Origin of the sequence: Epilithonimonas hungarica (assembly GCF_900102265.1) — a bacterium.
GTDB lineage: Bacteria > Bacteroidota > Bacteroidia > Flavobacteriales > Weeksellaceae > Epilithonimonas > Epilithonimonas hungarica.
Genome location: NZ_FNBH01000004.1, coordinates 190582 through 206003 on the forward strand (window position 1 = coordinate 190582; position 15422 = coordinate 206003).

Annotated in this window: 16 protein-coding genes; 10 read left to right on the forward strand and 6 right to left on the reverse strand. The window is 35.7% G+C overall.

What is annotated here, in order from left to right; all coding sequences use genetic code 11:
* Window positions 1-82 precede the first annotated feature (82 nt).
* From BLT30_RS15640 to dnaJ, 4 genes are all read left to right on the forward strand, one after another.
* A complete protein-coding gene (locus tag BLT30_RS15640; protein WP_175487215.1) occupies window positions 83-1537 on the forward strand; it encodes a S41 family peptidase in 1455 nt (484 codons plus the stop codon).
* A 22-nt stretch (window positions 1538-1559) separates the two neighbouring features.
* A complete protein-coding gene (locus BLT30_RS15645; RefSeq protein WP_089874510.1) occupies window positions 1560-2069 on the forward strand; it encodes an endonuclease V in 510 nt (169 codons plus the stop codon).
* A gap of 166 nt (window positions 2070-2235) precedes the next feature.
* Window positions 2236-2775, forward strand: a complete 540-nt coding sequence (locus BLT30_RS15650) for a nucleotide exchange factor GrpE (RefSeq protein ID WP_089874511.1) — start codon at window positions 2236-2238, stop codon at window positions 2773-2775.
* Window positions 2776-2842: 67 nt separating this feature from the next.
* On the forward strand, window positions 2843-3961 hold the full coding sequence (gene dnaJ, locus BLT30_RS15655; RefSeq protein WP_089874512.1) for a molecular chaperone DnaJ: 1119 nt from the start codon (window positions 2843-2845) through the stop codon (window positions 3959-3961).
* A gap of 39 nt (window positions 3962-4000) precedes the next feature.
* Here the strand turns inward: dnaJ and BLT30_RS15660 are convergent, their stop codons facing one another.
* Entirely contained in the window at window positions 4001-4648 is a 648-nt protein-coding gene (locus BLT30_RS15660) for a metal-dependent transcriptional regulator (RefSeq protein WP_089874513.1), read from the reverse strand.
* A 122-nt stretch (window positions 4649-4770) separates the two neighbouring features.
* Between BLT30_RS15660 and BLT30_RS15665 the strand changes: the two genes are divergently transcribed.
* The 3 genes from BLT30_RS15665 to BLT30_RS15675 all read left to right on the forward strand — a co-directional run bounded on the left by BLT30_RS15665 (window position 4771) and on the right by BLT30_RS15675 (window position 7235).
* Window positions 4771-5802 carry a threonine aldolase family protein gene (locus BLT30_RS15665; protein ID WP_089874514.1) on the forward strand — a complete coding sequence of 344 codons (1032 nt, stop codon included), beginning with the start codon at window positions 4771-4773 and terminating at the stop codon, window positions 5800-5802.
* A gap of 12 nt (window positions 5803-5814) precedes the next feature.
* Entirely contained in the window at window positions 5815-6666 is an 852-nt protein-coding gene (locus BLT30_RS15670; protein ID WP_089874515.1) for a helix-turn-helix domain-containing protein, read from the forward strand.
* Between the two features lie 83 nt (window positions 6667-6749).
* The gene (locus BLT30_RS15675; RefSeq protein ID WP_089874516.1) at window positions 6750-7235 is read left to right on the forward strand and encodes a hypothetical protein; all 486 of its coding nucleotides are present in this window, start codon (window positions 6750-6752) and stop codon (window positions 7233-7235) included.
* Window positions 7236-7268: 33 nt separating this feature from the next.
* On the opposite strand, the gene lgt is transcribed toward BLT30_RS15675, so the two are convergent.
* Both lgt and yidD read right to left on the reverse strand, forming a co-directional pair.
* Window positions 7269-8129: a prolipoprotein diacylglyceryl transferase gene (gene lgt, locus BLT30_RS18385; protein ID WP_394332211.1), complete on the reverse strand. Its 861-nt coding sequence runs from the start codon at window positions 8127-8129 to the stop codon at window positions 7269-7271.
* Between the two features lie 423 nt (window positions 8130-8552).
* Window positions 8553-8789 (reverse strand): membrane protein insertion efficiency factor YidD, encoded by a 237-nt coding sequence (yidD, locus tag BLT30_RS15685; protein ID WP_089874518.1) that lies wholly within the window; start codon window positions 8787-8789, stop codon window positions 8553-8555.
* A 247-nt stretch (window positions 8790-9036) separates the two neighbouring features.
* Between yidD and BLT30_RS15690 the strand changes: the two genes are divergently transcribed.
* Window positions 9037-10188 (forward strand): MFS transporter, encoded by a 1152-nt coding sequence (locus BLT30_RS15690; RefSeq protein WP_089874519.1) that lies wholly within the window; start codon window positions 9037-9039, stop codon window positions 10186-10188.
* Here BLT30_RS15690 and BLT30_RS15695 read toward each other — a convergent pair.
* Both BLT30_RS15695 and BLT30_RS15700 read right to left on the reverse strand, forming a co-directional pair.
* Window positions 10181-10795: an alpha-ketoglutarate-dependent dioxygenase AlkB family protein gene (locus BLT30_RS15695; RefSeq protein ID WP_089874520.1), complete on the reverse strand. Its 615-nt coding sequence runs from the start codon at window positions 10793-10795 to the stop codon at window positions 10181-10183. The two genes, BLT30_RS15690 and BLT30_RS15695, sit on opposite strands and share 8 nt — an antisense overlap.
* On the reverse strand, window positions 10795-11247 hold the full coding sequence (locus tag BLT30_RS15700; RefSeq protein WP_089874521.1) for a nuclear transport factor 2 family protein: 453 nt from the start codon (window positions 11245-11247) through the stop codon (window positions 10795-10797). The genes BLT30_RS15695 and BLT30_RS15700 overlap by 1 nt, the downstream gene beginning before the upstream one ends.
* A 138-nt stretch (window positions 11248-11385) precedes the next feature.
* Here BLT30_RS15700 and hisS point away from each other — a divergent pair, with 138 nt between their 5' ends.
* Window positions 11386-13017 carry a histidine--tRNA ligase gene (gene hisS / locus BLT30_RS15705; RefSeq protein ID WP_089874522.1) on the forward strand — a complete coding sequence of 544 codons (1632 nt, stop codon included), beginning with the start codon at window positions 11386-11388 and terminating at the stop codon, window positions 13015-13017.
* Between the two features lie 9 nt (window positions 13018-13026).
* Here hisS and BLT30_RS15710 read toward each other — a convergent pair whose 3' ends face one another.
* Window positions 13027-14799: a helix-turn-helix domain-containing protein gene (locus BLT30_RS15710; protein ID WP_089874523.1), complete on the reverse strand. Its 1773-nt coding sequence runs from the start codon at window positions 14797-14799 to the stop codon at window positions 13027-13029.
* A 293-nt stretch (window positions 14800-15092) separates the two neighbouring features.
* Here BLT30_RS15710 and BLT30_RS15715 point away from each other — a divergent pair, with 293 nt between their 5' ends.
* Window positions 15093-15326, forward strand: coding sequence for a hypothetical protein (locus BLT30_RS15715; RefSeq protein WP_089874524.1), 234 nt, complete (start codon window positions 15093-15095; stop codon window positions 15324-15326).
* The last annotated feature ends 96 nt before the right edge of the window (window positions 15327-15422 follow it).

A 15422-nucleotide genomic window follows, 5' to 3' on the forward strand; every position in this document is an offset into this window, starting at 1 on the left:
TCAATATCTGTTTCTATTTATCATTCTAATGTCTTGTCAATCTGTCAAGAAGAATAATCTGTTTTTAGAAAAAAAGATACCTGTGTCACAACTTAAGAGAGATGTCGATTTTACTTATGATAAACTTAAGAGATTCCATCCGGAGCTTTACTGGTATATATCAAAGACTGATCTGGACCATAAGTTTGACAGTTTGAAAACGAGTTTCACAAAACCATTGACGCCCAATGAGTTTTATTTTCAGTTCTCTCCGGTCATTGCAAGCATCAATGAGGGGCATCTTAGGCTGAAAGCTATTCCCAGGAAATATACCAAAGCAGAGCAAAAGGCGTTCAAGACCAAAAGGCCATTATTTGCATTGATGGATTACCAGGTTGTTGGTGACAAGATGTTTGTGAAAGAGAATAGGGAAAATGTTAAGAATATCAAAGTAGGGACAGAAATCCTGAAGATCAATGATGAAAATGTATCTGACCTGATCAGGAAATACAGAAAGCTTTATAGCTCGGACGGGAAGAACCAGACCTTTCAAAAGTATTTTATGAATCTTTCTTTTTTCAATTATTACACCTTGGAAAAAGGTTATCTGGACAGCGTTAACTTGCAGACGAGATACGATAATGTCATTTCTGATGTTTTTATTAAAAGACAAAAGAAAACAGATCAGCAAGTAGATATAGATAAGGTAAAACCGAAAATAACCACTGTCCAAAAAGTGCAGGATTATGATGCCAGCTCAAAGACCTACAACAGAGATCTAAAATTCCTAAAGACAGATAGCAGCATAGCATATATCAAAGTGAAAACCTTTTCGGCAACACTTGCTAAGAAATTCTATAAAGAGACTTTTGCGGAGATCAAGGATGCGAAGTCAGATTATCTGATCTTGGATATTCGGGATAATCTGGGCGGGTCGCTTTCTGAGATCAATACCTTGTACTCCTACCTTACAGATAAAGAATTTACACTGATCAAATCCCCCGAGATGACCTCCAGGACATCAGGTCTTCATCAGAATTATTTTCGAGGACAGAATGTGCTTTCTTCCATTTTCAGTGCGGTAGGTTATCCGTTTTTCCTGGCAGGGAACTACCTTTTGTCTTCCAAAAAAGAAGGTCGGTATTACTTCCGTGAATTCGCATCCAAGCCTACGAAACCTAAAAAAGATGCATTCCGAGGCAAGATCTACGTTTTGGTCAATGGTGGAAGTTTCTCGGCATCGTCCATCATTTCTGCCAAGTTGAAGTATGAAAAAAGAGCACTGATCATCGGTGAAGAAACAGGCGGCGCGAATGATGGAACTGTAGCTGGAGTGAACAATACTGTAACCTTGCCCCATTCCAAACTTGCTCTTCCCATAGGGCTTTTCCTTATCCGCCCGAATATCGAATTCGATAATAATAATAGAGGTGTGATGCCTAATATAGAGGTGGAGCCCAACTTTGGCGATCTGTCTGGCTGCGAAGAAGATAAGATGATGAAATGGGTTTTAGATGATATAGCTTTCCGAAATTCTATTGTAGGGAAAGCAAAGTGATTTAACATGTAAAAAACTATTAATGCTATTAGCTTTAGACGTACACTACCGAGAAGAAGAAGCGAAAGTGGTTGGTGTATTATTTCATTGGGAAGATGCAGTTCCACAGGATGTCATAATAGAATATATTGATGATGTTGAAGAGTATATTCCCGGTCAATTCTACAAAAGAGAGTTGCCCTGTCTAATGAAAATCATAGAGAAATTGGATATTGGTCAACTTGAAGCTATTATTGTGGATGGTCATATTTATGTGGATAATGATCGTAATTATGGACTTGGAGGTAGGCTCTATGAAGTTTTAGAAAATAAGACCCCGATTATCGGTGTTGCGAAAACTACATTCTATAATAATGAAACCATAACAGAAATAAAAAGGGGCAAAAGTAATAATCCTTTGTATATTTCTGCGATTGGGATAGATTTATCTATTGTCAGCCAAAAGATACTTGATATGTATGGCGGTTTTAGAATCCCGAATATCCTTAAAACATTAGACCAGATTACAAAAAATGATAGTAATTCAAAATAATTATCTTATTGCTCTGGATGATCTTCTTTCTCACTCGAGAATACAGACTTCAAATAAAAACCATATCTCTCAAATTCAGTCAATCTCCAACCCAAACTCTGCCTAATTGTCAAAAAAGCAGAATTGGCAAAGGAATTGAAAAAACTATCCTGTAAAATATTAGATAATGGACGAAAACAAAGATATACACGAAGAAAACCTGAATACCGAAACACAACAACCTGAAACGACAGAAACAGAAAATCAGGAAAATGTGTCACAACAGCCGACTCCAGAAGAACTTTTGGCAGAAGAAAAAGACAGATATATCCGTCTTTATGCAGAATTTGAAAACTATAAGAAAAGAACTTTGAAAGAAAAGAATGAGTTCTATCTTTATGCATCAAAAGATCTTATGACATCTATGTTAGGTGTTTTGGATGACTTCGAGAGAGCAATTAAAGAAATCTCCAAAAATGGTAATGAGGATGATTTGAAAGGCGTTGAATTGATCTATCAAAAATTCAGAAATAAATTGGTTGAGAAAGGTCTTAAACCAATCGAAGTGAATGCTGGAGATGTTTTCAATGTAGATTTCCACGAAGCTATCACGCAGATTCCTTCACCTACACCGGAACTGAAAGGGAAAATCGTAGATGTGATAGAAACAGGATATCAGCTTCATGACAAAGTGATCAGATTTGCTAAAGTTGTGACCGGAAATTAATTTAGAAATTTAGAAAAGATATTAGATAATAGATTGCGGGTCAATCAAGATATATCAATCATCAATTATGAGTAAGCGAGATTATTACGAAGTTTTAGAAATATCCAAATCAGCAAGCGCTGACGAAATAAAGAAAGCCTACAGAAAAATGGCTATCAAATATCACCCGGACAAAAACCCAGGTGATAAAGAAGCTGAGGAGAAATTTAAAGAAGCCGCAGAAGCCTATGAAGTTCTGAGTGATGATAACAAAAAAGCGAGATATGACCAATACGGGCACGCTGGTGTAGGCGGTGCAGCCGGAGGCGGAGGTTTCGGCGGATTTGGTGGCGGAATGAATATGGAGGATATCTTCAGCCAGTTCGGCGATATCTTCGGAGGTGGATTTGGTGGCGGAGGTGGCCAAAGACAACAGCAATCTCGTGGTTCTAATCTGAGAATCCGTATCAAACTGAATCTCGAAGAGATGATCAACGGAACTCAAAAAACTGTTAAAGTCAAGAAAATGAAGTTGGCTGCAGGTGTGACCTCAAAGACTTGCCCAACTTGTCACGGTAGTGGTGTTCAGGTCAAGGTCATGAATACCATGTTCGGCCAGATGCAGACGCAGACGACTTGTGGAACTTGCCAGGGTGTTGGTAAAGTTGCAGATAAAATTCCGTCCGGAGCTAATGCTCAAGGTCTTATCAAAGAAGAGGAAGAAATAACCATCAACATACCTGCTGGAGCTAGAGACGGGATCCAACTGAATGTAAGAGGAAAAGGAAACGATGCGCCACTTGGTGGAACGCCAGGCGATCTGCTTGTGGTGGTTGAGGAAGAGGCGGATAAGACTATCAAGCGTGAAGGCGACAATCTTCATCAGGAATTATATATATCTTTTGCAGAAGCGGCTTTGGGAACAACTAAGGAAATTAACGTAGTTGGTGGAAAGGTGAAGATCAAAGTGGATGAAGGAACGCAATCCGGGAAAATCCTGAGATTGGCCGGAAAAGGTCTTCCAAACATCGAAGGTTATGGCGGAAAAGGCGATATGTTTGTTCACATCAATGTATGGACACCTCAAAAGCTGACGAAAGAACAAAAAGAATTTTTCAAAAGCCAAATGGAAAACGGTGATATGAACGCCGAACCAACCGGGAAAGAAAAGACATTCTTTGACAAAGTAAAAGATATGTTCAACTAAGTATAAATGAAAGAGACTTAAAATTTTAAGTCTCTTTTTTTATTTTACAAGCAATCTATCACAAACCGTCTTACTAAAATTCTCTTCCTGATTGTTATAAAAAACTTTCATCGATTGGTCAAAATCTTCTTTTTGTAAAACCTTGATAATAGTTCCTAGACTAAGATTTCTTTTGTTGAGAAAATTCAGGAATTCTTCAGAAGAAGTTGTTACGGAAGCTAATTCAACTGTTTCATTCTCTTTGCATTTACTGAGTTTTTTAAGTTCAGGTTGGATAACATTCCCATCTTTGTCCGGGATTGGTTCGCCGTGTGGGTCCACTTTTGGGTAATTCAGGATTTCGTCCATTTTGTCAAAAAAAACATCGGAATGGATGTGTTCCAATTGTTCTGCGATCTCGTGGACATTTTCCCAACCGAATCCCATTTTTTCTACCAAAAACATTTCTGTTAATCGGTGTTTCCTTACAATAAGTGATGCTTCTTTTTTTCCGGATTCCGTAAGTTTGATTGGCTTATAAGATTCATATTTTACCCAATTTTTATCTGCAAACTTCTTGACCATACTGTTTACAGACGGCATCTTGATATTGAGTTGACGGCTCAGATCATTCACGGAAACTTCATCATTCTCATTCACAAGATGATAAAGAGCTTTTAGATAATTTTCCTCAGTTAAAGAATTCATATGTCAAAATTAATAAAAAGTTAGATAATACTAAACTTGAATCTAACAATTTAATCTTGTGTTTAATTTTATCTTGATCGATAATTCAATAACTTTGATTCTTTAAAAAAGAAGTAGAAATAATGAAGAAATATTCTTTCAAGAACGATTATTCGGAAGGTTGTCATCCCAATATTTTAGAAGCATTGATCAAAACAAATCTTGTTCAGCAAAACGGTTACGGTTATGACGAATATTCCGATCAAGCCAGAGAATTGATCAAACAAAAAATGAATCATCAAAATGCTGATATTCATTTTATAAGTGGCGGAACTCAGGCTAATCTTTTAGTTATTTCTTCAATTCTTCGTCCTCACGAGAGTGTTGTCTCTGCAGAAACCGGACATATTTTCACCAATGAAACCGGAGCGATAGAAGCAACTGGACACAAGGTTCACGGACTTGTTACGGAAGACGGAAAACTAACACCGGAACATATTCAATCGGTTTTAGATACGCATACGAATAAGCCTCATCAGGTCAAACAAAAACTCGTTTATGTTTCTAACTCTACAGAAGTCGGAACGATTTATATTAAGAAAGAATTACAGGAATTGTCCGCATTTTGCAAAGCCAATGATCTATATCTTTTTATGGATGGAGCAAGATTGGGACAAGCTTTGACTTCTGAGATCAATGACTTGACATTGGAAGATATTGCCAGCTTAACCGACGTTTTTTATTTGGGAGGAACAAAAAATGGCGCTTTGTTGGGAGAAGCCATTATCATAACCAATGATAAACTGAAAGAAGAATTCGGATTTCATATCAAGCAAAAAGGTGCAATGTTGGCAAAAGGAAGATTGTTGGGCATTCAGTTTCTGGAATTGATGAAGAATGATCTCTATTTCGATTTAGCAAAGCATTCCAACGTTCAGGCAATGAAGATCAAATCTGCTTTTCAGAACAAAGGCTTTCAGTTTCTGTCTGATACATTTACCAACCAGATCTTCCCGATCTTGAATAATTCGCAAATCGAAAAACTGTCAGAAAACTTTGATTTCTATATATGGAAAAAGATCGATGAAGAGAATTCTGCAATCCGACTGATCACATCCTGGGCCACTTCTGATGAGGTTGTGGAAGAATTCATTGGTGAAGTATCATTATTATAATTTTTAATACAGATGGTCATCGATTATAAAAAAATTGACTTGTTCGGAAAACAATTTATCCAAAAGGTAGTACTGCTACCGCCTTTTGATTTTACTTTCCCGGTTGCGGAGCAAGCTTGTTTTTTGTATATGTTGGAAGGGGAAATGCAATATCAATCGAATGACCATCATGTTGATATTCCTACGAAGCATTCTTTGTTGCTGAACTGTATAAACTCCGGAAAAGAGATCCACGAAACAAGATCTATTGAAAAAGGTGAAATTGTGATCGTTACTTTTCATCCGGATATTTTGAAAAGAATTTATGACAAGGAGCTTCCGCCCATATTTCAATCAAATAATAAAGTAAGCAATCAATCAAGCGAAAAAATAAATAATGATTTTTTGATTCAAAAATATATCGAGGGACTGTTGTTTTATTTTGATAATCCCTCTTTGGTAAATGATGAGATTTTGATCTTAAAACTAAAAGAGATCATCCTTTTGCTATCCCAAACACAAAATGCCGAAACCGTACAAGTCATATTATCCCAACTTTTCTCACCGATTACCTATTTCTTCAAACAAATCATAGAGGCTAATTTGTTTTCACAAATTGGAATCGAGGAATTGGCAAACAAGGCCAATTTGAGTCTTTCTTCCTTTAAGCGGGAATTTAAAAAAATATATAAAGATTCTCCAGCCAATTATATCAAAAATAAGAGGTTAGAAAGGGCGGCCGAGTTACTGTCGATATCCAATGAGCGTATTACAAGTATCGCTTTTGATTGTGGATTCAATGATTTGGCCAATTTCACCAAAAGCTTTCATCACAAATATGGTATTACGCCGACAAACTTTCGCCTGACCCGAATTTCCAAATAATTGACCTTATTTCCAAAGCCATTCTGTTTTTTGAATCGCAATTTTGCAATGTCAATAGTGACATTCAATTTTAAAATTAGATTATGGGATTATCAATTCTGGGAATTTTTCACACATTTATAGGTCTTGTCGCAATTGTTGCAGCAATTATAGGATTTACAAGAAATGGCAAAATAGACCTTGCTCAAATTACAGGGAAAGTCTATTTTTATTTTACACTCGTCACATCGTTGACAGCTTTGGGATTATCAAAACACGGGGGATTCAATCCGGGGCATGTCTTCGCACTTTTCATAGTACTTCTGATTTTGGCAGCTTACTTTTTATATTATAAAAAACAGGAAAGCAAAAGGGCGCGTTTTTTTGAGAATTTCCTTCTTTCCTTCAGCTTTTTCTTATCACTAATTCCTACTGTGAACGAAACCTTTACCCGAGTTCCAATTGGTCATCCTTTAGCAAAAGCTCCTACAGATCCAATTGTTGGACAGACGCTGCTGGCACTTTTTGTTCTGTTTTTGATAGGCTCTATTTTTCAATTCAGAATGCAGAAGAAAATTAATAAGATTTAAATAAAAAAACTCCCAAATCTGGGAGTTTAATTTTTATACAGTTGTTCCTTCTTTCGGAAGTTTGAACTTTTTAGAATAGATCATTATAATTAATCCGGCAACCATAAACGGGATACTCAAAACCTGACCTGTATTAAGTCCTGCAAAATGAATGATCTCGTCGCCTTGTGGCTCTTTCAGGAATTCTACAAAGAAACGGATGGCCCAGAGAATAATGAAGAATAACCCAAATAACCAGCCTTGCTGATATTTTTTGTCTGTTTTTTTATACAAAAACCAAAGCAAGAAAAAAAGACAAACATAACCAAATGCTTCAAAAAGCTGTGTAGGATAACGTGGAATAGTTACGCCATATTCAGAACTTTGCTGAGGGAAAAGGATGGCGAAAGGAGAATTCGGGTCAACCGGTTTTCCTAGGATCTCAGAATTGAAAAAATTTCCCATTCTCACAAAGGCACCACCGGAAGCAACTACGATTCCTATTCTGTCATAGACCCAAAGTGGATTTTTCTTGATAATTTTCAAACTGTAATATAAAGTAGTTGCAATCACCATAATCGCGGCACCGTGACTTGCCAAACCGGAAAATCCTGTGAAATGCAGACCGCCTTTTGTACTGATTGGTAAGAAAACACTTAAGAAATCTTCTTTGAACAATTCTGGCTGATAGAAAATGACATGTCCCAGTCTTGCGCCAAGAATAGTTCCTACCAATGTCCAAGTGAAAAATGGCTCTAGATATTTCTCATCTACACCATCGATCTTGAAGATTTTTGCCATTATAAAATACCCCAATCCAAAAGCAAAAATGAACATTAAACTATAAAAATGAAGCATTACTGGGCCTAATTTGATTCCTTTTACTGGATCCCAGATCTTGAAACTCGTTTCCAGTTCTACTTGGTCAGTTGGTTTCAAAACCGTATTCGATTTCAAAAGATATTTGAAATTTTCAATATTTTTCTGTTCCAATGTCGCATCAACAGGCTTGAGATCCTTATCCAAAAATTGAAATTTATTACTCTTGAAAGATTCTAAAATATTCTGGATACTGCTAAGATGTTCTGCAGATTCTGGGGTAATATTATCTTCATTTAGAATGATCAACTCATTATTAACGTTTTTGGAAACTTGATTAATTAAAGAATCTGTTCTTTGGGTAGCGAAGATTTTCACTGCAACAGTTTCCTTGTTATTGATCTTCAATGTTCCGTCTGAAAACGCACTGGAAACATTTTGTGAAGAAAACAGTTGGAAAATTCCTGCGAAAAGAATTAGATAAAATCTAAGAAAAATATGGTTCATTGATAATTGATTTTAGTGTTGTTTTGGCGGCACGGGATCATAACCTTCGCCTCCCCAAGGATGGCAGCTCGCTATTCTTTTCATTGCCAGCCAGCTTCCTTTTAAAAGCCCATGGACTTTCAAAGCTTCCAAAGTATAATGTGAACAGGTAGGATCATATCTGCAATTCTTTCCCAGCCAAGGCGAGATAGCAAGTTGATAAAATTTTATCAAGACCACAATTGGAAAAGTGAGAATCCTGTTTAGCATTTTGATTTTTACTAATGCAAAAATAATAGAAAAAACATAATGCAAATCAAATTTAACCAACAATAACAGTTGTTATTTTTAAGTTAGCTCCATTTGCTTCTCTTTTTATCAGAGCGGGCTTGATGAAGATTAATTGAATTGTTTTAATGTTAATCAAATTTAAACTATTGTTTAAATCAATGATACAATTATAGATTTTGTAATATTAAAATTTGAATTTAATTGATAAAATCTTGATTTTTGCAAAATGGATAAGAGAATACTTCCGCTAGCATTGGGCGGCTTGGGGTTAGGAACAACAGAATTTGTGATAATGGGACTTTTGCCGGACGTGGCAGAATCTCTTAAAATATCAATACCACAGGCGGGACATTTGATTTCTTCTTATGCATTTGGGGTTGTCGTTGGTGCTCCTATTTTGATCGGTTACGCAGCCAAATATCCACCAAAGAAAATCCTTATTTTCTTGATGATCGCTTTCACATTGTTCAACGCACTTTCTGCTTTCTCCAATGATTATTACTCAATGATGGCCATCAGATTCTTGGCAGGACTTCCTCACGGTGCATTTTTCGGAGTAGGAACTGTGGTTGCTACACGTTTGGCGAAACCCGGGAAACAAGCGCAAAGTATTGCAATGATGTTTACAGGACTGACTTTGGCAAATTTGGCCATGGTTCCTTTTGTTACCTGGTTGGGTCATCAATTAACTTGGAGGTATGCTTTCGGGGTTGTTGCTATTATTGGATCAATTACAATTCTGGGACTTAAATTTCTACTTCCTGCAATGAACAGTTTACGAACAACAACTTTGAAGAAAGAACTGGAATTCTTCAAAACCGCTAAGGCTTGGCATATCATCGCAATTACGGCTGTAGGATTTGGAGGGTTGTTCGCTTGGTTCAGTTATATCACACCTTTGATGACGAATGTTTCAAAATTCTCAACAGATTTCATCGCCTATATTATGATTTTGGCAGGTGCTGGGATGGTTGTCGGTAATTTTCTTGGCGGAATATTAGCAGATAAGATGCGTCCGGCTTTGGCTGCTGCAATACTTCTAAGCGCAATGATTTTGGCTTTGCTTGGTGTTTTCTTTTTCTCAGAAAATCAAACCATTTCCTTGATCTTGACATTCATTTGTGGTGTATTATCAATGTCGGTGGGAACACCTGTGAATATTATGATGCTGCGTTCTGCAAAAAACTCTGAAATGATGGCAGCTGCTTTTATGCAGGCCGCTTTCAATATAGGGAATTCTGTAGGGGCACTTTTTGGTGGATTTCCGTTGGAGTTTGGGTTGTCCTATAATTATCCTTCTTTGGTTGGCGCAGGTTTGGCCGGACTTGGATTCTTGCTTTGCCTTGCTTTTATCAAGAAATACAAACCTGTTATTTAGATTTATCAATAGTTCTGAAAGTCAGACTGATTCTTGGCTTAATGATTCTAGTTGTCGTTGGTAATCTGTGAAGCCAGAATTTCTGAGTGGTATCTTTCATCATCAAAAGACTTCCGTGTTCAAGAATAAGAGAAATCAATTCTTTTGTCGTTTTATGCTTGAAGTTGAATTTTCTCTCAGCTCCAAAACTCACAGAACTTATGGCACCATTATCTTTCAGATCCTTTTCGCCATCGCTATGATAGGCCATTCCTTCGGAACCGTCATGATAGAGATTCAGTAAGCAGGAATTGAAACTTTCTCCGCTTACATTCTCAATTTTTTCTTTGATTTCAAGGAGTGTTTTGTTCCAGTGCAAAGCTGTTTTTGTCCTTCCGGAATAAGTATAACTGAATTCTTCATGCCCATACCAGGCAACTTTTCTTTTGGTTTCAATTAGTTTTCCGAAGATAACAGCTTCATCACTTTTCCATTCGATTTCGGTCATTAGTTTTTTGAAATAATTATTTGCTTCTTCTTCGGAAAAAATTTTTCCATAGTAGGAAGTTGTTCCGTCGTAAGGCAGAATATTTTCAATGATTTCAAACTGGTCGTCAAAAAGGCTCATTATTTGGTTTCGTCAAAATTATCGTAGTAAGTAAGGTCTTTGGTTATTTTCCCATTCTTGATGGTAAAAATCGTACAAATCGGAAGTTCAAATTTTGAATTGTCAGGGGCTGTTCCAGTTGAAACGAATTCTACAATCATATTCTTATCTCCGGAAACGTAAATTTGTTTTATTTCATCTTTCAGGTCTGGGAAAATCTGATTCAGTTCAGAATATTTTTTAATAAAATCTTGCCTGCTCTGTTTCACTATTCCAGTTCCTAAGCTTGGGTCTTTGAATTCTGCATTTTCAATATATAGTTCTGAAAGCTCTTTCCATTTGTGAGCATTGAACAATTCGAAATATTGCTGTACCAACTGCTCATTCTCTGTGTTTTTTTCACAAGAAGATTTGCAGCAGGCGATCAGAAAGAAACTTATTAATAAAAAAAACAAAGATTTGATGCTTTTCATTTGGATCGGTTTGGTGACTAATTTACAATTTTACATTGAAATTGGAGAAGTTTAGCCTTTCCTTTTTTAGAGTCTTAGCTATAATCCGTATTTTTGCACGCGATTATTATTTATCAAACCTCATTTATCAAATATCAAATGAAGCCGAGCTTAGCAAAAGGGACAAGAGATTTTACTGCGAAAGAAGTTTCCAGGAGAAAATATATCATCAATATCTTACAGAATAATTTCGAATTGTTTGGATTTCAGCCTTTGGAAACACCAAGTTTCGAAAACCTTTCTACGTTGACAGGGAAGTATGGAGAGGAAGGTGATAGATTGATTTTTAAAATCCTTAATTCTGGTAATTATCTGAAAAATTCTAAAAATTTACTTTATCAAGATTACAGAGATTTGATAAATGAATATTTTTTTAATATATATGAAAAATTAGTTAAGAATGAAATTTCAATCGATAATTTGGAGAAAGAAAAATTTGGGTTTAATACGATTTTAGATGGAGTCAATAAGGCTGGAATCCGATTGTCCAAAGGAATGATGAAATTTGTGGAGTCTGGATTAAGTAAAAGAATTTTCTTGGATGAAAATAATTTTGTTGATAAAAATCAATTGTTAAACAATATTGCTTTAGAATTTGGAGTATCAAACAATTCTATAACAGTTCCATCTGATTCAGACTTATTAACAAAATATATCTCTGAAAAGGCACTTCGTTACGATCTAACCGTACCTTTTGCGAGATTCGTCGCAATGAACCAAGGACAATTGGCTTTCCCTTTCAAACGTTATCAGATCCAACCGGTTTGGCGTGCAGATCGGCCGCAGAAAGGGAGATTCAGAGAATTTTATCAATGCGATGCGGATGTCGTTGGAAGTACAAGCCTTTGGCAGGAAGTGGAATTGCTTCAATTGTATTTCAAATCATTCAAAGATTTGAAATTGTCTGTTTCTGTTCATATCAATAACAGAAAAATCCTTTCAGGAATTGCAGAATATGCAGGAATTGCTGACCAATTGATTGATTTTACAGTAGCACTTGACAAACTGGATAAAATTGGAAAAGATGGCGTGACAAAAGAAATGCTGGAAAAAGGAATCTCGGAAGAAGCGATTTCAAAATTAGATTTCCTTTTTGATCAGACCAATGATGCACTTGAGAATCTATTAAACTTAAAAGAAAAATTTGCTGGAAACGAAACCGGGCTGAGAGGAGTAGAAGAACTGGAGTTTGTGATCAGTAATGCATTATCTCTCGGCATAGATTCCCAAAACCTCGTTTTTGATATTACTCTAGCAAGAGGATTGGATTATTATACAGGTGCCATCTTCGAAGTGAAAGCTGATGAAGTTGCAATGGGTTCCATAGGTGGAGGTGGACGTTATGATAATTTGACGGAAGTTTTCGGTGTGAAAGATGTTCCCGGAATTGGCATTTCTTTCGGGCTGGACAGGATCTATCTTGTGATGGAGGAATTAGGGATTTTCCCAGAAGATTCGGAAGTCAGAGTAAAATATCTTTTTGCCAATTATGGTGAAAAAGAATCTATCGAAGCTTTGAAATTGATTTCTGAACTTAGAGATAAAAATATTTCTGCCGAACTTTATCCTGAAGCCTCTAAATTGAAAAAGCAGTTTGCTTATGCTGAAAAAAAAGGAATTGAAAACCTTGTTTTTTTAGGTGAACAAGAAATAAAAGACCAAACTGTCACGGTCAAAGATCTTGTTTCCGGTGAGCAAAGGTCTTTGAAAATAGAAGAATTTTTAAAATAAAATTTATTATTATAACAATCCGTGAAGTCTTTCTAAAGGAGAAAAGTTACCGCCGTTATTATTTTCGAGCTCTTTTTTCCTTTTTCGAATGAAGTCTGTAGGACGGATACCATTGATCTCATAAAAAAGATCTGAAAAATTTTGTCGAGACGCGATGCCACATTCCTTTGCCAAGGTATCTATGGTGTAATTGAGATAGATGCTCTTCTCAAACATAAGTCTCGTAATGTATCTGATTCTTAAGTCACCCAGATACTTATTGAAGTTCATTCCTTTTTGCTCATTGATGACGTTGGATAGATAATTTGTATTCGTATCCATTTGAATGGCAAGCTTTTGTATTGTAAGACCTTTTTGGGTAAATTGTTTTTTCTCTTCGAAGGATTGCAGTTTTCTTAACAGGTCTCTTTTTATGGCTGCCGCAATTTGAGTTTTTTTCTCATCCAAAGAGTCAGAGGCTAGAATGGCGACAGGCGAAGTTCTTGTGGTCGTGTTTTCTGAACTTACATAGCTGTTATTCTTCATCTTATCTTCCAAAAGAAGATATTTGCTAAGTGTATCTTTTTCCTTTTTGTATTTTTTGTTTAGAATAAAGACGATGATACCTCCTGAAATAAATAAAGCGGCAATCAGGAATCCTCCCCAGGTATTTGCAGTTTCTAGCCTTCCTTTTTCTTCTATGAGTGTATTTGTGTCGTATTCGCGGTGGATCTTCAAAGAAAGATAGGCAAAGTCTCTGGAAATAATACTGTCTGCTTTCAATAACTGTGTTGTATAGAAAAGTTGCTTTTCATGGTCTTTATTTATTTTATAATGATTGATGAGCAATTCATAATTTTCTCTCAGTTCGGGAAGTATAAAATCATGTTTTGTAAAAATGGAATCGGTCTTTTTAAAATAAGAGATTGCTTTTTCTTCATCTTTAAGAGCGAGATAGCTTTTACCAATATAAAAATAATCCAAAGATATCCATGCGAAATCATCCTTGATCAAACCCAAGGATTCGTTCAGATAATCAATTGCAGAGGTGTATTTATTATTATTATATTCAGAAAGGCCTTTGCTCTTTAAAAAATAACTTCTTTCCAATAAAAAGTCTTTATCATTAAAGGTTTTTAAAAGGCCAATATCTATAAGTGAGTCTGTTTTTTTTGTATCCTTTAGATTCATGTAGCAAATCACCATCTGATGTAAGCTATTGATATACCCCTTTTTATTATTGAATCTTTGAGATTCGTGTGATGTTTTGTCGTTGGATTCTGCCTCAAAATAGGACACGCAATTTTTGAAAAGCTCTAAAGCTTCCTCATGGTAACCTAAATAATTTTTGACAACACCAAGATGGTAAGAAACTTTGTTTTTTAAGTAGAGGTCTCGGGTGTCTTTAGAATATTTGTATGCCATCAGATATTCATCCAATGCAGGTTTGTATTTTCTGTAATTGGCGTAGTATACACTCCCTTTCAAGACATAGGCCGTTGCGATCCTGTTATCATTTGAAGATTTATATGCGGCATCTAGACAGCTGTCTGCATATTTCAATTTTTTATCCAAAGACTTGGAATAGTAAACAGCATCACGATAACCCTGGAAAAGTTCTAGGTCTCTTTTTTCTGCTTTTGCATTTTTGATATAGGAATTTAAGTATTGAAAAGCACGACCATCATCTTCAGGAAAAATGCTGTATTTTTTTCTTAATATCTCATAGTTTTTGGGGCTAGTGTCTTCTGAAAAAACATAGCTGGAAAATAGCAGAAATATGATCAAGAAAAAATTCTTCATTATAATAATTATCTCAATCATTTGTGTCCTCAAAAATACGGAAATATGAAATATGTTTGAGAAATTTTTAATAAAAAAACGTTATGATAAGTAAACTGTTAATAGTGAATTTAATTAATTGTAAATCAATAATTTAAATATGTCCTTATTTATGAATTAGGACGTCAAGATTTCCAAATCGAGACCATATATATTTTTATAAACGGCCTTTTGCGCATACTTTTGCCATGTATTTCAAATGAAATATTTTTTAAACCGACTCATTTTAATAAACATTAAACATCATTTATATCATGAAAAAATTTATTTCCATTTTAGCGATTGCTGTTATTACTACAAGCTTCATTTCTTGCCGACAAGAAGACGAGACCGCTGACATACAAGAGAATGTTACACAACAAAATATAAATCTTAGAAAAACAGGCGATTCTGCGCAGGTAGGCACGGCTACTAATGCTACAACTTCTGCAGCTGCTGCACCAGAATTAGATCCGGATCCACCAGTGAGAGATGGAACTAGATGGTAGTCTGGCGACAACCTTTTATAATTAATAGAAACATTCATTATTTGCATTTTATATCTGCCTCATTTCTTTTGAGAATTGGGGCAGACTATAAAATAA